Origin of the sequence: Streptomyces sp. NPDC029674, assembly GCF_044903205.1 — a bacterium.
In the GTDB taxonomy this organism is placed as follows: domain Bacteria; phylum Actinomycetota; class Actinomycetes; order Streptomycetales; family Streptomycetaceae; genus Streptomyces.
The window spans coordinates 229,122-247,668 of sequence record NZ_JBJDPY010000002.1 but is presented as its reverse complement, the minus strand read 5'-3'; the positions used below and the strand labels follow the sequence as shown (position 1 = coordinate 247,668).

The 18,547-nt window shown below is 71.7% G+C and carries 22 protein-coding genes; 10 read left to right on the top strand and 12 right to left on the bottom strand.

What is annotated here, in order from left to right:
* Positions 1–94 precede the first annotated feature (94 nt).
* A complete protein-coding gene (locus tag ACI2L3_RS05025) occupies positions 95–1,510 on the top strand; it encodes a glycosyltransferase (RefSeq protein ID WP_404750908.1) in 1,416 nt (471 codons plus the stop codon).
* Here the strand turns inward: ACI2L3_RS05025 and ACI2L3_RS05020 are convergent.
* Positions 1,458–3,233 (bottom strand): prolyl oligopeptidase family serine peptidase, encoded by a 1,776-nt coding sequence (locus ACI2L3_RS05020; protein ID WP_404751326.1) that lies wholly within the window; start codon positions 3,231–3,233, stop codon positions 1,458–1,460. The two genes, ACI2L3_RS05025 and ACI2L3_RS05020, sit on opposite strands and share 53 nt — an antisense overlap.
* A 159-nt stretch (positions 3,234–3,392) precedes the next feature.
* On the opposite strand from ACI2L3_RS05020, the gene ACI2L3_RS05015 reads away from it, so the two are divergent.
* Positions 3,393–4,226 (top strand): class I SAM-dependent methyltransferase, encoded by an 834-nt coding sequence (locus ACI2L3_RS05015; RefSeq protein WP_404750907.1) that lies wholly within the window; start codon positions 3,393–3,395, stop codon positions 4,224–4,226.
* 4 nt (positions 4,227–4,230) lie between these two features.
* Here ACI2L3_RS05015 and ACI2L3_RS05010 read toward each other — a convergent pair whose 3' ends face one another.
* A complete protein-coding gene (locus ACI2L3_RS05010; protein WP_404750906.1) occupies positions 4,231–4,764 on the bottom strand; it encodes a hypothetical protein in 534 nt (177 codons plus the stop codon).
* Positions 4,765–5,019: 255 nt separating this feature from the next.
* Here ACI2L3_RS05010 and ACI2L3_RS05005 point away from each other — a divergent pair, with 255 nt between their 5' ends.
* On the top strand, positions 5,020–5,835 hold the full coding sequence (locus ACI2L3_RS05005; RefSeq protein WP_404751325.1) for an RNA polymerase sigma factor SigF: 816 nt from the start codon (positions 5,020–5,022) through the stop codon (positions 5,833–5,835).
* A 35-nt stretch (positions 5,836–5,870) separates the two neighbouring features.
* Here ACI2L3_RS05005 and ACI2L3_RS05000 read toward each other — a convergent pair whose 3' ends face one another.
* Genes ACI2L3_RS05000 through ACI2L3_RS04985 form a run of 4 tightly spaced genes read right to left on the bottom strand, consistent with a single transcriptional unit; the run spans position 5,871 to position 8,098 of the window.
* Positions 5,871–6,455 (bottom strand): alkaline shock response membrane anchor protein AmaP, encoded by a 585-nt coding sequence (locus ACI2L3_RS05000; protein WP_404750905.1) that lies wholly within the window; start codon positions 6,453–6,455, stop codon positions 5,871–5,873.
* The gene (locus ACI2L3_RS04995; protein ID WP_404750904.1) at positions 6,452–7,387 is read right to left on the bottom strand and encodes a DUF6286 domain-containing Asp23/Gls24 family envelope stress response protein; all 936 of its coding nucleotides are present in this window, start codon (positions 7,385–7,387) and stop codon (positions 6,452–6,454) included. The genes ACI2L3_RS05000 and ACI2L3_RS04995 overlap by 4 nt, the downstream gene beginning before the upstream one ends.
* On the bottom strand, positions 7,384–7,569 hold the full coding sequence (locus ACI2L3_RS04990) for a hypothetical protein (RefSeq protein ID WP_404750903.1): 186 nt from the start codon (positions 7,567–7,569) through the stop codon (positions 7,384–7,386). The genes ACI2L3_RS04995 and ACI2L3_RS04990 overlap by 4 nt, the downstream gene beginning before the upstream one ends.
* Positions 7,570–7,576: 7 nt before the next feature.
* Positions 7,577–8,098, bottom strand: a complete 522-nt coding sequence (locus tag ACI2L3_RS04985; RefSeq protein WP_404750902.1) for an Asp23/Gls24 family envelope stress response protein — start codon at positions 8,096–8,098, stop codon at positions 7,577–7,579.
* Positions 8,099–8,295: 197 nt separating this feature from the next.
* On the opposite strand from ACI2L3_RS04985, the gene ACI2L3_RS04980 reads away from it, so the two are divergent.
* Genes ACI2L3_RS04980 through ACI2L3_RS04970 form a run of 3 tightly spaced genes read left to right on the top strand, consistent with a single transcriptional unit; the run spans position 8,296 to position 9,829 of the window.
* Positions 8,296–8,883 (top strand): RNA polymerase sigma factor, encoded by a 588-nt coding sequence (locus ACI2L3_RS04980; protein WP_404750901.1) that lies wholly within the window; start codon positions 8,296–8,298, stop codon positions 8,881–8,883.
* A complete protein-coding gene (locus ACI2L3_RS04975) occupies positions 8,874–9,506 on the top strand; it encodes a hypothetical protein (protein ID WP_404750900.1) in 633 nt (210 codons plus the stop codon). Before ACI2L3_RS04980 ends, ACI2L3_RS04975 begins: the two co-directional genes overlap by 10 nt.
* Positions 9,503–9,829, top strand: coding sequence for an Asp23/Gls24 family envelope stress response protein (locus tag ACI2L3_RS04970; RefSeq protein WP_404750899.1), 327 nt, complete (start codon positions 9,503–9,505; stop codon positions 9,827–9,829). The genes ACI2L3_RS04975 and ACI2L3_RS04970 overlap by 4 nt, the downstream gene beginning before the upstream one ends.
* Before the next feature lie 9 nt (positions 9,830–9,838).
* On the opposite strand, the gene ACI2L3_RS04965 is transcribed toward ACI2L3_RS04970, so the two are convergent.
* The 4 genes from ACI2L3_RS04965 to ACI2L3_RS04950 form a co-directional block, all read right to left on the bottom strand.
* Positions 9,839–10,237 carry an ATP-binding protein gene (locus ACI2L3_RS04965; RefSeq protein ID WP_404750898.1) on the bottom strand — a complete coding sequence of 133 codons (399 nt, stop codon included), beginning with the start codon at positions 10,235–10,237 and terminating at the stop codon, positions 9,839–9,841.
* A gap of 192 nt (positions 10,238–10,429) precedes the next feature.
* On the bottom strand, positions 10,430–10,672 hold the full coding sequence (locus ACI2L3_RS04960) for a hypothetical protein (protein ID WP_404750897.1): 243 nt from the start codon (positions 10,670–10,672) through the stop codon (positions 10,430–10,432).
* A gap of 202 nt (positions 10,673–10,874) precedes the next feature.
* The gene (locus ACI2L3_RS04955) at positions 10,875–11,273 is read right to left on the bottom strand and encodes a rodlin (RefSeq protein WP_404750896.1); all 399 of its coding nucleotides are present in this window, start codon (positions 11,271–11,273) and stop codon (positions 10,875–10,877) included.
* 452 nt (positions 11,274–11,725) lie between these two features.
* Positions 11,726–12,136, bottom strand: coding sequence for a rodlin (locus ACI2L3_RS04950; protein ID WP_404750895.1), 411 nt, complete (start codon positions 12,134–12,136; stop codon positions 11,726–11,728).
* Positions 12,137–12,375: 239 nt separating this feature from the next.
* Here ACI2L3_RS04950 and ACI2L3_RS04945 point away from each other — a divergent pair, with 239 nt between their 5' ends.
* The 3 genes from ACI2L3_RS04945 to ACI2L3_RS04935 all read left to right on the top strand — a co-directional run bounded on the left by ACI2L3_RS04945 (position 12,376) and on the right by ACI2L3_RS04935 (position 14,249).
* A complete protein-coding gene (locus tag ACI2L3_RS04945; RefSeq protein ID WP_404750894.1) occupies positions 12,376–12,774 on the top strand; it encodes a rodlin in 399 nt (132 codons plus the stop codon).
* A 268-nt stretch (positions 12,775–13,042) separates the two neighbouring features.
* A complete protein-coding gene (locus ACI2L3_RS04940; RefSeq protein ID WP_404750893.1) occupies positions 13,043–13,276 on the top strand; it encodes a chaplin in 234 nt (77 codons plus the stop codon).
* Positions 13,277–13,373: 97 nt separating this feature from the next.
* Positions 13,374–14,249 carry a chaplin gene (locus ACI2L3_RS04935; protein ID WP_404750892.1) on the top strand — a complete coding sequence of 292 codons (876 nt, stop codon included), beginning with the start codon at positions 13,374–13,376 and terminating at the stop codon, positions 14,247–14,249.
* Between the two features lie 351 nt (positions 14,250–14,600).
* Here the strand turns inward: ACI2L3_RS04935 and ACI2L3_RS04930 are convergent, their stop codons facing one another.
* Together ACI2L3_RS04930 and ACI2L3_RS04925 are read right to left on the bottom strand one after the other, a co-directional pair.
* Complete coding sequence (locus ACI2L3_RS04930) at positions 14,601–15,872, bottom strand: NAD(P)-binding domain-containing protein (protein ID WP_404750891.1); 1,272 nt, start codon at positions 15,870–15,872, stop codon at positions 14,601–14,603.
* Positions 15,873–15,879: 7 nt separating this feature from the next.
* Complete coding sequence (locus ACI2L3_RS04925) at positions 15,880–17,172, bottom strand: ATP-grasp domain-containing protein (protein WP_404750890.1); 1,293 nt, start codon at positions 17,170–17,172, stop codon at positions 15,880–15,882.
* Between the two features lie 129 nt (positions 17,173–17,301).
* Here ACI2L3_RS04925 and ACI2L3_RS04920 point away from each other — a divergent pair, with 129 nt between their 5' ends.
* On the top strand, positions 17,302–18,525 hold the full coding sequence (locus ACI2L3_RS04920; protein WP_404750889.1) for a glycoside hydrolase family 26 protein: 1,224 nt from the start codon (positions 17,302–17,304) through the stop codon (positions 18,523–18,525).
* Positions 18,526–18,547 lie beyond the last annotated feature (22 nt).

Sequence of the window (18,547 nt, the reverse complement as noted above, 5' to 3'; positions counted from 1 at the left end):
CCCGCCACCTCTGGTTACCGGCTCTCCGGACCGCCTCCGTGCGCCCCTGTACCGCAGTGGACCGATCAGTTCCGGTCTTCTGACACTGTCGCTGATGACCACATCGACCGGCCCTGTCCTCTTCTCCGCCACCTCACCCGCCGGCCAGCTCAACTCCGTGCTGGCCGTCGCCGCCGAGCTGTCCCGCCGCGCTGTCCCTGACCTGTGGTTCGCGTCCTATGACGACGCGCGCTCCAGAATCGAATCCGCTTCCACACGCAGTCCGGTCAATTTCGTCTCCCTCGATCCGGCCCATCCGACCGGAATCGAGATGGGCGAGAGTGACGTCGTCGAGAGGGTGCAGCACAGCGATCCGATGAGCACGGACGGATTCATGGCGATCGTGAACAAGCACCTGAGCGCTCCTCGGATACGGGTCAGCACTTACCGGAACATGCTGGGCGTCATCGACCGTCTTCGGCCGAGGCTCATGGTCGTGGACATTTTGAACGCGTCCTCCATGGACGCGGCGATGACGCGGGGAATTCCCTTCGTCATGACGGTTCCGGGCCTGCCCAGTTACGCCTTCCGGCTGCCGTTGCGCTATCCCAGCCCCGTCACCGGCCTGCCGAGGAGAATGAATTTCTCTCAGCACGCTGCCAATGTCTGGTTCAAGTTCCGACTGGGTGCCGCTCTCGCGCCCGCCCTCGGGAGCCCGTATGTCAAAGCGTGCAGATCCGAGGGCATCAAGAACCCCACGGCCAACCGGTACGTCTACAGCGACGCGGCGGCGATGGTGCTCGCCCCCTCGGTCTTCGGCCTGGAGTACGAGTTCGCTCTGCCGCCCCGGGCGCATCTCATCGGGGCGTTCCTGCCATCGGAGCCGGATGCGGTGCGCAGCGACGACCACGGTCTGTCCCGGTGGCTCGACGACCACACCTCGGTGGTCTACCTGGGGTTCGGTACGATCATGCGCCTGTCGCGCGCTCAGATAGCAGCCCTGCTCGCGGCCGTCCGCCGCCTCGCCCCGCACCACGCGTTCCTGTGGAAACTGCCGGAGTCGCAACAGGGACTGCTTCCGGCGGCACCCCTGCCCGACAATCTGCGGGTCGAGAGCTGGCTCCCCTCACAGACCGCCGTCCTCGCCCACCCGCACGTCCGGGCGTTCGTCACCCACGGCGGCGCCAACGGATTCCACGAGTCGGTCTTCCACGGCAAGCCGATGCTGGTCATGCCCGCCTGGCTGGACTGCCACGCCGTGGCCCGGCGCGCCGTCGACAGCGGGGTGGGGCTGGCCGTCGACCGCCCGGACGCCGTCACCGGTGACGAGGCGGCCGCCAAGATCACGCGGATTCTCACCGAGGGCTCCTTCCGGGAGCGCGCCGAACACTGGGCGGAGCGCCTGCGGGAAGCCGGCGGCGTGGGCCGCGCCGCCGACCTGGTCCTCGAACTGGCGGCGGGCGGCCCGGACGTACCGGTCACGCCCCCAGATGCCGCCTCGCGAACTCCAGCTCCAGAGCGACCTGCTTGATCCGCTCGTCCACGACCAGCGACCCGTGGCCCGCGTCGTAGCGGTACACCTCGTGGACCGCTCCGCGTGCGGCGAGGCGGTCGACGTAGTTGTCGATCTGGCGGATCGGGCAGCGCGGGTCGTTGACGCCCGCCGAGATGTACACGGGCGCCTTGACGTCGTCGACGTACGTCAGCGGGGACGAGGCCGCGAACCGCTCGGGGACCTCCTCCGGCGTGCCGCCGAGCAGCGTGCGGTCCATCGCCTTCAGCGCCTCCATCTCGTCGTGGTACGCCGTCACGTAGTCCGCGACGGGCACCGCCGCGAGGCCGACCGCCCAGGAGTCGGGCTGCGTGCCGAGGCCGAGGAGGGTGAGGTAGCCGCCCCAGGAGCCGCCCGCCAGGACCAGGCGGCCGGGGTCGGCGAGACCCGACGTCACCGCCCACTCCCGCACCGCCGCGATGTCCTCCAGCTCGATGAGGCCGACGCGGTGCTTGAGGGCGTCCGTCCACTCCCTGCCGTATCCCGTGGAGCCGCGGTAGTTCACGCGGACGACCGCGTACCCGTGGTCGACCCAGGCCGCCGGGCCGGCCGCGAAGGAGTCGCTGTCGTGCCAGGTCGGTCCGCCGTGGACCTCGAAGACGGTGGGGAGCGGGCCGGAGGAGCCCTCGGGGCGCTGCACCAGCGCGTGGATGCGGCCACCAGGCCCTTCCACCCACACGTCCTCCACGGGGACGGACTTCGGCGCCTTCATGCCGGGCGGGTCCAGGACCACACCGCCCGACGTGGAGCGGACCACCGGCGGCTCGGCCGCCGACGACCACATGTACTCCACGCTGCCGTCGGGGCGGGCCGTCGCGCCGGAGACGGAGCCCGCGGGCGTGTCGATCCGCACCAGCCCACCGGAGGCGAGGTCGTAGCGGAAGAGCTCGCCGCGTGCCTCGAAGCCGTGCGCGATGAGGAGCGCGGAACCGTCCGGGTACCACTCGGCGCTCACGTCGCCCGGCAGGCCGAGCGCGAGGTCGTTCTCCTCGCCCGAGGCGACGTCCCACACCATCGGCTCCCAGCGCCCGCGCCGCTGGTGCCCGACGAGGAGCCGCGTGTCACCGTCGACCGGCGCGAAGCCGAGGACCTCAAGGCCCAGCTCGACCGTGCCGCCCTTGGTGTCGTCCAGCTCGGCGACCGTCGAACCGTCCGGCCGGATCACGCGGAGCGCGGAGTGCATCGCGTCGCCGTGCTCCGTGTGCTCCACGGCGATCAGCGTGCCGTCGTACGAGAGGTCGCCGACGCCCGCCGACTCACGGTGGCGGTAAACCTCGACCGGGGCGGTGTCACCCGGACGTACGACATGGATCGTCGAGCCGTCCTCGTCCGTGGAGCGGCCGACGACCACCGTCCCGCCGTCCCTGCCGAGGGCGAGGCCCGCGGGGTACGAAGGGGCCAGACCCGGCACGGCCGGCTCGTCGGCGCCGCCGCCGAAGGGCTGCCGACGCCAGACGCCGAACTCGTCGCCGTCCTTGTCGTCGAACCACCAGATCCACTCACCGTCGGGCGACAGCGCGCCGTCCGTCGTGCCGTTCGGCCGGTCGGTCACCTGGCGCTGGGTGCCGGTCGCCCGGTCCCACGCGTACAACTCGTACGTCCCCGTCGCGTTCGACACGAACAGGGAGCGCCCCGGGGCGTCCTCCGCCCAGTCGGGCAGGGACACCCGCGGCGCCCTGAACCGCTTCTCCCAGTCCGGCATGGCATCCGCACCCGAGGACCCCGCACCCGAGGACCCCGCACCCGAGGAACCCGTACCCGTCTCGCTCGTCGCACCCGTCTCGCTCATGCCCCCCATACTGCCTGGCCCCGCCGACAATCCGCTGGCGGGAGTCCCCAGCCTGTGGATAACTTTCGAGCCATGTACTCCCCGACGCCCGCCGACTGGCGCGAGACCAACCGGAAACGCTGGGACGAGCGCGTCCCGCTCCACCTCGCCAGCGACTATTACGACCTCGCCGCCTTCCGCGCGGGCAAGGACCCCCTGCGCGAACACGAGCTCGCGGAAGTGGGCGACGTACGCGGAAAGTCCCTGCTGCACCTGCAGTGCCACATCGGTCTGGACACCCTGTCCTGGGCGCGGCACGGCGCCTCCCGCGTCGTCGGCCTCGACTTCTCCGAGCCCGCCGTCGAGGCGGCCCGGGAGCTCGCCGCCGAGCTCGGCCTCACTCCGGAGCAGGCCACCTTCGTCGCCGCCGACGTGTACGACGCGGCAGAGGCGGTGCCCGACTCCTCGTACGACATCGTCTACACCGGAGTGGGCGCGCTCGGCTGGCTCCCCGACATCCAGCGCTGGGCCGAGACCGCCGCCTCGCTGGTCGCCCCCGGCGGCTTCCTCTACCTCAACGAGTTCCATCCGCTCGCCGACGTCCTGGACGATGCCACGGGCTCCCGCGTCGAGCACGACTACTTCGCGCGCGACGCCTGGATCGAGGAGACGCCCGGCGGATACGCGGACACGGTCACGCCCACCGTCCACAACCGCACCGTCGAGTGGCAGCACCCGATCGGCGACGTGGTGTCCGCGCTCGCCGCCGCGGGGCTGCGCGTCGAGTTCCTGCGCGAGCGCGACCACACCCTCTTCGCGCGGTTCGGCGCGCTGGAACTCCGCGACGGCACCTACCGGTTCCCCCCGGAGCGGCCCCGCGTCCCCCTCATGTACTCCCTGCGGGCGAGCAGGCCCCGGGGCGGCTGAGCGGTCAGGGCAGGGGCGAGGGCGGCCGCAGCCAGCCCTCCTGCTGGGGTGCGAACTCGCCCAGCTTCGTCCAGTCCCACGCCTGCAGCACGTGCCGCCCCCGGTCGTCGTCCGGCTTGAGGACGGCGACGACGACATCCGAGGTGTGCCGGGTGAGGAGCAGCGTCCGCAGGCGGGATGCGACGTCCGAGCCGCGCTCGGCAGGCGTCATCATCAGCTCGCTCAGCAGGAACACCCGCCCCGACGCGGTCTGTTCCTCGACCTCCGGCGGCAGGACGGCGCGGAACCTCTCCCACCACGCACCGCTGCGCTCGGCGCGGTACCCGTAGAGGCAGCCCACCAGACCCGCCGAGTCGGCCACGACCATGTCGAAGTCGGTCTGCTGGACGTCGTGTTCGAAGCGGAGCAGAAAGTCCCGCCGGTCCCCGAACCCGGCACCGGCCATGCCCCGAACGGCCTCCACGTAGAGGTCGGCGATGGCCTCGCGCTGCATCTCCGCCTGCCAACGGCTCAGCCGCCGCAGGAACACCTCTGGCATGTACGCCTCCCCACCCCGCCCCCGCTGGGGGCGACTCCCCCTGGACCCTGGACTCCGCATCGTGACAGTACCGACCGGCGAGGGGAACGGGGCAACAGGCAGGACCGGGGGGTTAACCGGGAGACCATGGGGCAGGCGGTCTGATGACGTATTGCCCGCCGTCCCCCGAGCGAAGGTGAACTAGTGAGGACCTCCACACAGTTGACTGCGGCGTCCACGCATGAGGAAGTCCTCGCCGCGGCCCCCTGGGAAGAGATGTCCAGCAGCGAACTGCCGTGGGTCGAGGACGCGGGGAGCGTCGCGCCCAAGGACGCGCGGGCCCTGTCGAAGATCTTCTTCGACCGGCTCCAGCACCTCGAAGAGGGCACGCACGAATACCAGTACGCCCGCAACACCCTGATCGAGATGAACCTGTCGCTGGTGCAGTTCGCGGCCTCCCGCTTCCGCGGCGGCAGCACCGACGTCGACGACATCGTGCAGGTCGGCACGATCGGCCTGATCAAGGCCATCGACCGCTTCGAGCTGTCCCGCGACGTCGCGTTCAGCACCTTCGCGCTGCCCTACATCACCGGGGAGATCAAGCGGTTCTTCCGCGACACCACCTGGGCGGTGCACGTGCCGCGCCGCCTCCAGGAGCTCCGCGTCGACCTCGTGAAGGCCAAGGAGGCGCTCGGCGCCGAGCTCGACCGCGAGCCCACCGTCCGGGAGCTCGCCGACCACCTCGGCCTCAGCGAGCGGGAGGTCAACGACGGCCTCGTCGCCTCCAACGGCTACACCGCGGGCTCCATCGACGTCCCCCTCAACCAGGACGACGGCTCGAAGGGCCGTGACTACGCCGACGTCCTCGGCGAGGACGACCCCGCACTCGACCTCTTCGAGGACCTGCACGCCCTGGCACCCCTCGTCGAGCAACTGGACGACCGCGAGCGGCACATCATCGAGATGCGCTTCGGCCAGGAGATGACGCAGGGACAGATCGGCGCGGTGCTCGGCATCTCCCAGATGCACGTCTCACGACTGCTGACCCGCACCCTCGCCAAGCTGCGGTCGGGCCTGCTCACCGAACACTGAGCCGCCCCGCCCGTTGAGCCACCGGCGCCCGCCCCTCAGCGCAGGCGCCGGGACTTGTGCGACCGCACCCTCAGGCGTACGTCGGCGTCCAGCGCGCGGGGAGCCGTCGCCGCCCGCGCCTCCGCCACCGTGTGCAGGGCGAGACTCCGGAGGACCGTCTCCGGAGAGCTGTCCGGCAGCAGGACCAGCGTGATGCGGGCGCGCAGCCGCCGCGACGTACCCCGAAGGCGTACGTGCGCGTCGGCCACCCCCTCGATGGCGCGTGCCCGCTCCGCCATCGCGGCCGCAAGCGCGGTCCCGGACAGCGTCACGTCGGGCTGCCCCAGAGGCAGTTCCCGCAGCCGCCCGCCGCGTACCTGCGCCAGCACCCAGACGACGAACAGCAGTACGCCTACGGAGAGCGCGGCGATCACCAGCGGCGTCCACCAGCCCTGATCGCGCCACCGGCCGAGGTCCCGCCCGTCGAGCCACACCCTGTCGGCGCCGAGCCGCGGCCAGCCCGACGGCAGCCGGTCGCGTACGGCATCGGCGGCGGTCGCAAGGACGGCTCCCGCGCCGACGCACGCCACGGCCACACAGAGCAGCGCCGCGCGGTTGACGCCGCCACGGAGCCGGCTCACCGGTCACCGCTCCCCGGTACCGCCGCCGGAGCGCGCCAGGCGGGTACGGGACGCAGCCGGACGCGGAGCCGCAGGGGCCGGTCCACCCCGCACGCCGCCAGGGCCCGCTCCGCCGCTTCGGTCAGCGCCCGGTGCGCGTCCTCCGGCAGGCCGAAGGCGAGCCCGGCACGCACGCGTGCCCGACGACGCCCCACATCGACCCGCACGCGCGTGATCCCCGGCAGCTCCGTCACGGCGTCCCGCAACAGCGACGCCACCGCACGCCGGTCGAGGACCGCGTGCACGCCCGCGACCGGCGAGCGCATGGGGAGCCGGCCGCGCCGCCCCGGCGTGACGGCGAGCACCAGCAGCCACACGCCGAGACAGAACACCCCGAACGCCGCCGCCAGACCCGGCCAGGCGCCGCTCTCCGGGCCGTGCGTGGTGAGCCACCCCATCAGGTCGGCCCGCCACCGGGCGGGCGGACGGTCGGCCGTGCGCACGGCCAGCACGTCGTACAGGAGGACACCGCACACCACGGCGGCGGCGAACGTCAACGCGGCGACGGGCAGGCGCCGCGAGGACCACGGCCGCCGGGCCCGCCCCCCGGCACCCGCCTCCACAGAAGTGCCCTCCTCTACTGAAGCGCCCTCCTCCCGTAGACACAGCTCCCGCACCCGCACCCGCGCCGAGGGCACGGCGAGGCCGGTGAGCCGCGCCGTGCGGTCCGCGACATGGGACCGGACGCGTTCGCCCGCGTCGTCGAGCACCGTGGGATAGGGCAGCGTCACGGTGACGTCGACCCGGGCCCGCCGCCCGCGCACGGACGCCGAACTCCGGGTCGTCCGGACCTCCCCAGGTGCGAGCGCCTCCGTGGCGGCCCGCTCGGCGACGCGGCGCACCGCGCGGTCCGCGACGGTCGTCGAACCGCGCTCCGCCGCCGGCGTGCTCATCGCCGCCCCCGGTCACGCCCGCCGAGGAAGCCCCGTATGTCCGTGCCGTCGTCGACGAGGCGCCCCGCGACGAAGCCCACCGCGCCCAGCGCGGCGACCAGGAGGAAGGCACCGAAGCCGCCGAACCACCCGGCGAACCCCAGCGCCATCCCGGCGATCAGGCCTACCAGAGCTGTGCTCACCACTCACCTACTCCACGCGCGTCTCGCCGGCCGAGTCCGAGCTGTCGTCATCCGGCAGTCGTACGTCGTTGACCGCTACGTTGACCTCGACGACCTCCAGTCCTGTGATGCGCTCCACGGCCGCGATGACGTTCTCGCGCACGTCGTGGGCGACGTCGGTGATCGGCACGCCGTACTCGACGACGATGTCCAGATCGATCGCCGTCTGCCGCTCGCCGACCTCGACCTTCACCCCGCGCCCGACGTTGGGACGCCCGCCGGGGACGCGGTCGCGGACGGCGCCGATGGTGCGGGAGAGGCCGCCGCCCATGTCGTACACGCCGGGGATCTCGCGCGCGGCCGTACCGGCGATCTTCACCACCACCACGTCGGCGATGGAGGTCTTCCCGCGGGTCGCGGCCGGTTCGGTGGCCCCGGTGCGGCCCGGCACGGTGGTGCTGCCCGGCACCGCTTGGTGCGGGGCGCCGGTGAGGCCCTGTTCGCCGCCACCGGGGGCGGCGGTCTTCGAAGTGATCTCCTGAGTCGCCATGAAGCCATCTCCTCGTCGTCAGGGACTTCGCTCGCTGCGGGCCGAGTGCCCGGCCCGGCGCTTGTCTGACACGGGGGCCGGGTATTCGTTACGCGACCCGGTGGAATTTCTTCTCCCGGCGGGCGACACGCCGCGTCGCGTAACGCGGGCGCCCGCCGTGTGTCGTAGGAGTACGACCTGAGTGAGAGGAGCCGCGTGTGCCGGGCGACGGAGGCAGAGCGCCGGCCGAAGCGGACGACTCCGCGCGGCCCGACGACGGACTGCTCGCGGTACGGGCGGCGGAGGGCGACGAGGAGGCCTTCGAGGAGCTCGTGCGCCGCCACGCGCCCGGACTGCTGCGGCTCGCGACACGGCTGCTCGGCAGCCGGACGGAGGCCGAGGACGCGGTGCAGGAATCCTTCGTGAGCGCCTGGCGCAAGATGCCGGAGTTCCGCAGGGACGCACGGTTCGGCACCTGGATGCACCGCATCGTCACGAACCGCTGCCTGAACGTCCTGCGCGCCCGGCGCCCCGCCGTCGACCTCGGGGACGTGCCCGAGCCGCAGGCGCCGGAGCACGAGGCCTCTCCGGCCCGGGTCGCCGAGGCGCACGCCGCCGTGGCGGAGCTCGGCAGGGCGATGGAGGGCCTCTCTCCGGAGCAGCGCGTGTGCTGGGTGCTGCGCGAGCTCAACGGCCTCGCCTACGAAACCATCGCCGAGACGGTGGGCATCAGTCCGGAGGCGGTACGGGGCCGCGTCTTCCGGGCGCGGCGCTATCTCACGGAGGCGATGGCCGCATGGCGTTGAACGAGGAGAACGAACTGCTGCCCTGCGGCCGCGACGTGTGGAGCGTCTGGGAGCGCGCGGAGAACGGCGAGGCCGACCCGCACGCGCTCGCCTGCCCGCACTGCACCGACGCGCGGCACACGCTGCGGCATCTGGAGGACGTCGTCGCAGCCGCCCGCGAGGCGGACCCGCGGGAACCGGAGCCCGACGCCTCGGCGCTGGTGGGCCGCGTCATGGACGTGGTGCGCCTCGAACTGCGGCCGGGCCGCACGCTGCCGCTGGGCGAGGAGGACGAGGACGCGTGGATCGTGGAGGCCGCGGCGGCCAGGACCGTCCGCGCCGCCGCGGAGACCCTGCCGGGCGTACGGGCGGGCAGCTGCCGCATCGAGGCGCTCCCCCGGGACGGCCACGGCGACGCGGCCGCGGAACGCCGTCCGCGCGGGCCCGTGCGGATCCGCACGGAGGTGGCGGTGACCCTCGCCTGGAACCTCCCGGAGGTCGCCGAGCGGGTCCGCCGACGCGTCCTGGAGGCGGTGGACGCCGAGCTCGGCATGAGGGTCGCGACCGTGGACGTGACGGTCGCCGACATCATCGACGACGACTACGACGACTACGACGCCAGCACCGAGGGGCGGCACCCGTGACGGAACGACGTACTGCCGGTGAGCTGGCCGAGGCGGTCCAGGAAGCGGTGCTCGGCACGCCCGGTGTCGCCTGCCTGCGCCCCGGCATCGCCGACCTGCTGCGCGTCAGCACCTCGCTGACCAGGCGTTCGTCGGCGGTGCGCGTCACCCGGGACAAGGGCGCCGCGGCATGGCACGCGGAGATCCATGTCGTCCTGCGCCGTGGGCACCGGTCCGTGGACGTCACCCGTGAGGTGCGCGCCGCCGTGACCGAGGCGCTGCTGCGGCTGACCGGGGAGTCGCGGCCCCCGCGGGTCACGGTGACGGTGACCGGGCGCGTATGAGGCGGTGGCTCAGGCCGTCAGCGGTACGAGGGCGACGATGCGCTTCCCGCCCCCGGGAAGGCGCGTCACGGTGACGTCGTCGGCCAGGCGGCACACGGTGGGCCAGCCGTGTCCGCCGCTCACGAGGAGGCCCGTCCGGGCCCGGACGACCGGGACCGCGTCGCTGCCGTCCTCGACGGTGATCTCTACGTGGTCGTACCGTACGCGGCAGTGGAATCCGCGCAGGCCACCGCCGTGCCTGAGCGCGTTGGTGACCAGTTCCGAGGTGACCAGAACCGCGTCCGCGACCGCCATGTCAGCGGCGTGCGGGTGCCCCTGGCGCAGTACTGCGCGCACGTTCTCCCGGGCGGCTGCCGGGCTGCGGGGGCGGATGAGGATGCAGGTTTCCTGAGTGCTGTCGGTTGTCACAGCGCATCACTCCCACCGATGGTGTGGGGACTGTTCCTCTTCGGCTGCCCCACCAGTGCGGACCCACACACGGCGTTCGGGTGTTTCGCCCCGATGGCGCCGGAATGCCCGATGGCCGCACACGGGGATCCGTGGCGGCCACCGGGCAGACCGTCCGGCATCAGGACGGCATCAGGACGGGGTCAGGACGGGTCAGAACCCGAAGTCCAGGCCCAGCCCCAGCCCTGCGTGCCAGTGGTGGTGTCCGTGGTGATGCCCGTGACCGTGCCCGTGGTGGTGGCCGTGACCGTGGTGCCCGTCGTCCCAGTCCCGGCCGTCGGCCTGCTGCGCGGCCGGAACGGCGGCGGAGGCGGGGGCCGCCAGGGCGACGCCGGCCGGGACGGCCAGCGCGGCGGTGACGGCGGCGACGGAGAGGGCGCGGGATATGCGCTTCATACTCAGACCCTTCGGTGTAAGCGTGTGCACGCGTCTGTGGGGCGTGCACGGACGCTCACCACGCTGAAGGGTCCTACGAGGGCCTGCCCGCCGGACGCCGCCGGTGGAGTGATGCCGTCCCATGACACTGCCGGGGAAGGCACCGGCAACGATGTGCGGGCCTTCCCCGGCAGTGCCCCCTGGGCAGAGCGGGGTCCCTGGATCAGTGGTTGTGAGCGCCGTTGCCGGACAGGATCGGCAGGTCCTCCAGGATGTGCGACAGCGGCTCGTCGCCCTTGGCCTGCGTCGAGTTCTCGACACACTGCTGCATCTGCGGCGCCGACAGGATCGGGATGTCCTGCACGCCGATGTTGACGAGGGCGACGATGTTCTGGATGTTGGCCTTGACCGGGAGGCCGACACAGAGCTTGTTCAGCGAGCCCTGGACCAGGGTCATCTGCGGGCTCATCCGGCCCTTCGTCCCGGAGTTACCGAACGACTGGGCGGCGCCGTTGCCGCTGATGGATTCGGTGTTCGAGTCATCGCCGATGGCCATGGCCGGGGTTGCGGTCATGCCGGCCGCGGACAGGGCGATGGCAGCCGTTGCAAGCAGCTTCTTCATGGTGGGGAGTTCCCTTCGAGTGAGGCTCCACTCCGGAGCCGCATGGTGATCAACTGAGCTATGGGGCGGGAGTTGCGGCGATTGAACCGTTCGGTGGATAAGTGTGTTCAATTCGGCGGCCGCTTTCGCCGCAACGGGCGCCGTTTCGTCGGCCACTTCGCCAGGAACGAAGACGGAGACGCCCCGACTCTCGACGAGGAAATATGGCTGACCGCACAGGACCATGGCAGCGGCTAGGTGTCATTCCGACGAGCAGGCAGTCTCCGGAGTGCCGCACCGACCCCATCTACGGTTCGCTGCTGAGGAGTTGGTACGCGCAGGGGAAAACTGTCCCGGGCCGACCGGACCCCGAGTGGAGAAGGCTGGTCGAGAGCGATCCCTGGCCCCGGGAATGAAACAGCGCGGCGGGCCGCCAAGGAGGAAATTGACGGCCCGCCGAAAGGCATTCGGGATCAGTGGTTGTGAGTGCCGTTGCCGGACAGGATCGGCAGGTCCTCCAGGATGTGCGACAGCGGCTCGTCGCCCTTGGCCTGCGTCGAGTTCTCGGTGCACTGCTGCGTCTGCGGCGCGGAGAGGATCGGGATGTCCTGGATACCGATGTTGACCAGGCCGACGATGTTCTGAATGTTGGCCTTGGCAGGCAGTGCGATACAGGGCTTGTTGAACGAGCCCTGGATGAGCGCCATCTGCGGGCTCATGTTGCCGTACGTGGCGGAGTTGCCGAACGACTGCATGGCATTGTTGCCACTCATGGTCTCGGTGCCGCCGTCGTTGCCGATGGCGAGGGCCGTGGGAGCTGCGGCGGCCGACATGCCGACGACGGAAGCCGTGACCGCAGCTGCGGTCATAACCTTCTTGATCACAGGTGTTCCTCTCTGAGTTAGCCCCGTCCTCGGAGCACCCTGAGCAACTGCCGCAAGCGATAGGGGTTGCTGAAATTCACTCCGATGGCCCAATACGCGGCCGCCCGCTGGGATGAGTGCTTCCGTCGTCGTGCGGACCGCCGACGATCCGATGGAGTGAATGCCCAGAACTAAACGCAGGGCGGGGAGTTGAGCAGTCCGCAGTAACGTGAGCGTCTGCCCCAGAAAAGGAACCACGAATGCTTAAGAAGGCAATGGCAATGGCAGCGGCCGCGGTGGCGGTGGCCGGCATCGCTTCCCCCGCGATGGCTGTCGGTGACGACACCGGCACCCAGTCGATGAGCGGCAACGGCGCTGAGCAGTCGTTCGGCAACTCCGCCACCAAGGGCGACATGAGCCCGCAGCTCTCCCTGATCCAGGGCACGCTGAACAAGCCTTGCATCGGCCTGCCGGTCAAGGCCAACATCCAGAACATCGTCGCCCTCGTCAACATCGGTATCCAGGACATCCCGATCCTGTCGGCGCCGCAGACCCAGCAGTGCACCGAGAACTCGACGCAGGCCAAGGGCGACGAGCCGCTGTCGCACATCCTCAGCGACATCCCGCTGCTGTCCGCCAACGGCGAGCACAACGGCTGATCTTCCGCGCTGCAGAGACTGCTCGGGCCGCCCGCCCCTTTTCCTCCTCGGGCGGTCCGGGCTTTCTCATGCCAGGGGGCAACTTCGTTATCGGTATGGCCCGTTCACCGGTGTGTCGCATTCGAGTGAACTTCCGAAGAGCGTCAACTCGGCGGTTTCTTCGGGTCCTTACGTTCGTTATGCAGTGCTCAGGTCACGGTGCGGGAACAGGGAATGCCCGTCCGGCTCCGGCCGCCGTTTAGGCGTGGCCCGAAAGAAGGGAAAAGCTGTGAAGCTCAAGAAGAGCGCAACGATCATCGCCGGCGCGGTCATGGCGCTGAGCGTGGGCGCCCCGGCGTTCGCCGACGCCGGTGCCTCGGGCGCGGCGTCCAACTCCCCGGGCGTCATCTCCGGCAACGTCATCCAGGTTCCCGTCCACGTCCCGGTCAACCTGTGCGGCAACAGCATCGACGTCATCGCTCTCCTGAACCCGACGTTCGGGAACAAGTGCGTCAACGACTGACGTAGCGGCTCAGCTGTTCCTGCTGTGTCCCAGCCGGCCTTGGCAGCCGTCCCGGCGCCAAGGCCGGCTTCCCATCGGACAGAGAAAGACCACTAGATTGCGACAGGCCCTCAGCAAAGGAATGCTCTCCGCCGCGGCCGCCACGAGCATCCTGTCCCTGTCCGGCGCCCACGCGTTCGCCGATTCCGGAGCGAACGGTCAGGCGCAGGCTTCGCCCGGCTTCTTGTCGGGCAACAACGTGCAGGCCCCGGTGCAGGTCCCGGTGAACGTGTGCGGCAACTCGGCGAACGCCGCCGCGGCGGCCAACCCGGCCTTCGGCAACAGCTGCGGCTCCGCCTCCCACTCCGGCCCCCCTGCCCGGCAGGGCCCACCCCCCTCACGACCGGCGGAGAGCGCCCCGAAGACGACGCCGCGCGCCGGCTCCGGCAACTCCCCCGGCTCCGACGGCGGCTCCGGCTCCTCCTCCGGCGCCGCGGCCCAGGGCTCCTCGGCCCAGTCGCCCGGCGTGGGAGCGGGCAACAACGCGAAGGCCCCGGTCGACGCGCCGGTGAACGCCTGTGGCAACTCCGTGGGCATCGTGGCCGCCCTTTCGAGCGCCATGGGCAACCGCTGCGGCGACAAGGGCAGCACCCACCAGGGCCCGTCCCACGCCGAGCCGCCCGCCGCGCACCAGCCGCCGCAGGCCGAGCGGCACGGCCCCGACCCGCGGCCCCGGGCCATGCCGCCCGAGGCCCCAGACGACCCGGCCGACCGCAAGGACCGGCGGCCCGCCGAGGTGTCGTCGGCGTCCACGCCGCACCACGAGCCGCAGGGCAGGCACGCGCGGCGGCCGGTCGCCGCGGAGACGCCCCTCGACCAGCTTGCCGTCACGGGAGCGGACGCCGGGATGCTCGGGGTGGCGGGCGCGAGCGCGGGGCTGCTGCTCGGCGGAGCGGTCCTCTACCGGCGGGGGCAGGCCTCGTCCCGGCGCTGAGCGGGTGGGAGACGCGGCGCCGGAAACGGCAGTACGCCGGCAGGGAAGCGGAGACGGAACCGCTTCCCTGCCGGCGTTGAGGAGGTAGAGACGTGGCCTGCCCGTCGGGGGGCGTCACTCACCCACGGCATGAGAGCCGACGGCTGGCGGGAAGCGACCCGGCCTGTCCCGGTGTAGCCCCTTCAGTGCAGCACCGGACGGCCCGCGCGGGGCACGAGGTTCACCCGTTCGCCCGCCGTATCACTCATAAGAGAGCGCCCTGGAGAGCCCCCTTGGTGGCTCGGCTTCGGTGGAGCGATCACGTACACGGAAGCCGAGCCCGGTGCCGTCTCCGCGGCGCCTGAACCGAGGCTAGGAGCCGCGGAGTTGGGGGACGGCGCGCCACGCCTGGGCCGTCGGCCGTGCCACCCGATCAGCGTGTCGTACGTACCGTTCGACGCCCCGCACGAGGCGTTCGGCGGTGAACGAGGCCCCGTACACGAAGCGCATGGCGGGGCCGAAGCTCGACGCGGTCGTCAGGCCCGCGAGGAAGAGCCCGGGGAGTGAGCTCTCGAAGCGGTCGCTGACGTAGGGGGTTCCGTCCGCGAGGGAGCGCAGGTGGCCGCGGACGTCCGGGGGCAGGACGCCGATGCGGTGGGTCGTCGCCCGGAAACCGGTGGCCGCGATGATGTGGTCCGTCTCGAAGCGCAGGTCCTCGCCGGTGGCGCAGGCGGTACGCATCAGGACGCGGCCGCCCGCCGGTTCGGCGCTCTCCACGCGGTGGCCGACGCGGATGTCGACACCGGCCTCGACCCGGTCCCTGACCCACCACGCGCCGGCCGGACCCAGCGCCCCCGCGGCGACGCGGGCCCTGGTCTGCTCCGGGAGCCGCCGGAAGACGCCGGGGGTCGCCGTGTAGAACTTGTTGCGCCAGCCGCAGCCCAGGCCCGTGTGCGGGGCGCGCAGGGACTCCCACCACGGCCGCTGCCAGGCCGCGGGCACGGTGTTCCAGCGCACGCGCGGCGACCGGGCGAGGAGCCGCACGCGGGTGCCCTGCTCGGCCAGCAGGGCGGCGGTCTCCAGCGCCGCCTGCCCCGCGCCGAGCACCGTCACGTCCTGGCCGCGGAAGCGCAGCAGGTCGGCGTGGTGGCTGCTGTGCGAGACGTGTGCGCCGCCAAGGCCGCGTACGGCCCGGGGGATCTCGGTGAACGGCAGCACGCCCACCGCGAGCGCCACCGCCCGCGCGTGGCAGACCTCGCCGTCCTCGGTGCGCGCCTCGTAACCGCCGGGGGCGGGCCGGACGGAGGCGACGAGGCGCTCGTCGACCGGCGGGGCGGCCCGCTCGGCGAACCAGCGGCCGTAGGAGGCGAAGTGCTCGATGGGCAGCGGGCGGCCGTGCTCGGCGGGCAGTCCTTCGCGGGCGCAGTACGCGGCGAGGCCGTACCGGCCCGCCGGGTCGGAGAGGTCGGAGGCCCACGGCTCCGACTTGAGGAACATGCCGCGCGGCATGTGGTCCCGCCAGGACGCCATGGTCCTGCCGAAGACGCGTACGTCCAGGCCGGCCGCGGCGGCGTGCGAGGCGATCGACAGGCCGTAAGGGCCCGCTCCGACGATCAGCAGGTCATGCGTCGGTGACTTATGCATCAGTGACTCATGCATCGGTGACGGCTCGCTCTCTGTTCGCCTGGGCGGGGAGTACGGCGGGCGCGTGGTCCCGCGCCCCCATCGACAGGGCCTCGCGCGAGCGGTGGCCGACGCCGTCGCGCAGCCGGCGCACCACGTGGCTGCGCCACATCCGGCGCATGGCGGCCCCGGGGGCGGGGTCGTCCGCGGCGTGCCAGGCGAGTTCGCCGGCCGGTGAGGAGGAGTGTCGGCCGGAGCGGGCCAGGGCGCTCAGGGCCGCCAGGGGCGCGTAGTTCTCCACCACGAACGTGCGGCCCGGCAGGGGGTGCGGGGCGGGCACCGGCCGGTGGGTCAGGTCGAGGTGCAGGGCGCGCACCACGTCCGTGCCCGTGCCGTCGGCGAAGAGGCGGAACTGGGCGCCGGGGCGCGGATTGAAGTCGATGAGGTGGAAGTCGCCGGTCACGGCGTCCCTGCGGAAGTCCAGGTCGAAGATCCCGCGGTAGTCGAGGGCCGACACGACCTGTGCGGCCGCGGCCCAGAGCGCGGGGTTCGGGGCCCAGTCGCCGCTCACCGTCAGGCCCGCGGAGCGCGGCCACGAGCGGTGTTTGCGGCCCGTGCCCCCGCCGCGTACGACACCGCCCCGGCCCGCGCAGCCGTGGACGAACCAGTCCGCCTCGCGGGCTCCTGGCACGAAGGCCTGGAGGAGCAGGCGGCTGCCGGCCTCGGCGCGGCGCTCGTAGAGGGCGACGGCCTCCTGCGGCGAGCCGATCACGGTGGTGCTGCGCAGTCCGGTGTCCTGGGGGAGCAGCCAGGGGCGGCTCCACTTCGCCAGGGCCGGGGCGCCGAGGAGGTCCACGGCGCGGGCGGCCTCGGCGGCGGAGTCCGGTGCGAGCGTCGTCGGGTGCGCCACGCCCGCCTGCGTGCAGACCTGGGCGAGGCCCGCCTTGTCCGCTACGCGCTCGGCCACGTCGCCGGGCACGCGGGGCACCAGGAAGCGGTCGGTGAGCTCTCCGTACAGGGCGCTGACCGCGAGGGCGCCCGCGTCGTCCAGGGGGATCAGCACGGCGGGGCCGGTGAGCCGGTGCGAGACCCGCCGCAGCACGGCGGCCACCTCGGCGGGCGAGGCGCCGGGGGCGGGCGGCGCGTGCATCCGGTGCAGATAGCGGGACCGCTGTACGGGGCTGCCGAAGTCGTCGGCCACCAAATGGACCTCGATTCCGGCGCGGCCCAGTGAGCGCACGGCGCCCAGGGTCCCGTGGTGGAAGGGATTCCTGTCGATCCGCAACAGGACCGCAGGAATGCGGGTATCCAGAGACTGCAACGTCACCCTCGCTTGTCGATCGCCCATGCGGGCGATGTGGCGGAACACGGGATTAGAAACTCGATTGGCGCAATAGAAATACATATGACGGAGTGTCAGTGAAGTGAGGTCGGAAAACGAGGAGCGGATATGGGCCCACACGCCCCACAGCGGCTTCGATGCGGTGGACGTCTTCAACGCGGTAAACGTCTTCGGCGCAGCAGACGTCTCGCCTTCATCGCCGCCGGAATCGTCTCGTCGGTGGCCCTGGCCTCCCTGCCGGGACACACCGTCGGAGCCGTGCGCGACGGCGAACCCCCGGAAGCCGCCGCGCCGGCCCCCGCCTTCGGCGCGTATCTCCACTACGGGCCCCGCGGGGTCGAGCGCATCGGCGAGCTCGGCGAGTGGCTCGGCGGCGCCGAGCTGCGGGTCGGCCACACGTACCTCCCGGGTGATCGGTGGAGCAACATCGAGGGCGCCCCGGACTTCCTGGAGAGCTGGGCGGAGTGGCGCAGGGCGAAGGACGACCGGCTCTTCGTCCTCAACGTCCCGATGCTCGAACGCAACGAGGAGGGCGTCGACGACGGCGAGGTGGCCCGGCTCCTCGAGCGGGGCGCCGCGGGCGGGTTCGACGGCCACTACCGGGCACTCGCCGAGCGCCTGGTCGGCCTGGGGGTGCCCGACACGGTCGTCGTGCTCGGCTGGGAGATGAACGGCACGACGTACACCCATCGCTGCGGTCCGGACCCGGAGTCCTGGAAGAAGTACTGGAACAGGATCGTCACCACGATGCGATCGGTACCGGGACAGAAGTTCCGGTTCGACTTCACGCCGAGCAGGGGGCGGGACGCCGTTCCCTGGACGGAGTGCTATCCCGGTGACGACGTCGTCGACATCATCGGCATGGATTCGTACGACCAGCCGCGTGGAATGTCGTTCGACGAGCAGATCAAAGAGCCCTATGGGCTCCAGGAGCACGTGGACTTCGCGGCGGCTCACAAGAAGCCCATCTCGTTCCCGGAATGGGGGCTTTTCCGCAACGGCGACAACGAAGAATATATGCGCCGCATGCTGAATTGGATGGACGAGAAGAAGCCGCTGTACAACACGCTCACCGATTACTGCCCGCACGGCGTGTGGCAGTGCAGGGACAACCCCGAGGCGGCACGGGTCTACCGCGAGCTGCTCTCCGGCCGCGACGGGGCCCCCACCACGCCGACCCGGCCCGGGGAGCCCACGGCCTGCTCGCCGGTGGGCCTCGGCGACTGGGTCGAGTACTGGCTGGGCGGCAAGCTGTGCCTGCGCTTCGACTGGGCGCAGGAGGGGGTGAAGGAGCAAGTGAAGGAGCGGGAGAAGGGGCGGGAGAAGTCCTGACGTTCCGCCGTTCCGCGGTGGC

Coding starts and splice junctions, on each gene's coding strand:
- ACI2L3_RS05010 (WP_404750906.1), bottom strand. CDS start 4,764: ATGCCAGAGGTGTTCCTGCGGCGGCTGAGCCGTTGGCAGGCGGAGATG.
- ACI2L3_RS04955 (WP_404750896.1), bottom strand. CDS start 11,273: ATGAAGAAGCTGCTTGCAACGGCTGCCATCGCCCTGTCCGCGGCCGGC.
- ACI2L3_RS04945 (WP_404750894.1), top strand. CDS start 12,376: ATGCTTAAGAAGGCAATGGCAATGGCAGCGGCCGCGGTGGCGGTGGCC.
- ACI2L3_RS04920 (WP_404750889.1), top strand. CDS start 17,302: ATGGGCCCACACGCCCCACAGCGGCTTCGATGCGGTGGACGTCTTCAA.
- ACI2L3_RS04985 (WP_404750902.1), bottom strand. CDS start 8,098: ATGGCGACTCAGGAGATCACTTCGAAGACCGCCGCCCCCGGTGGCGGC.
- ACI2L3_RS05015 (WP_404750907.1), top strand. CDS start 3,393: ATGTACTCCCCGACGCCCGCCGACTGGCGCGAGACCAACCGGAAACGC.
- ACI2L3_RS04960 (WP_404750897.1), bottom strand. CDS start 10,672: ATGAAGCGCATATCCCGCGCCCTCTCCGTCGCCGCCGTCACCGCCGCG.
- ACI2L3_RS04930 (WP_404750891.1), bottom strand. CDS start 15,872: ATGCATAAGTCACCGACGCATGACCTGCTGATCGTCGGAGCGGGCCCT.
- ACI2L3_RS04975 (WP_404750900.1), top strand. CDS start 8,874: ATGGCGTTGAACGAGGAGAACGAACTGCTGCCCTGCGGCCGCGACGTG.
- ACI2L3_RS05005 (WP_404751325.1), top strand. CDS start 5,020: ATGTCCAGCAGCGAACTGCCGTGGGTCGAGGACGCGGGGAGCGTCGCG.
- ACI2L3_RS04995 (WP_404750904.1), bottom strand. CDS start 7,387: ATGAGCACGCCGGCGGCGGAGCGCGGTTCGACGACCGTCGCGGACCGC.
- ACI2L3_RS05025 (WP_404750908.1), top strand. CDS start 95: ATGACCACATCGACCGGCCCTGTCCTCTTCTCCGCCACCTCACCCGCC.
- ACI2L3_RS05020 (WP_404751326.1), bottom strand. CDS start 3,233: ATGCCGGACTGGGAGAAGCGGTTCAGGGCGCCGCGGGTGTCCCTGCCC.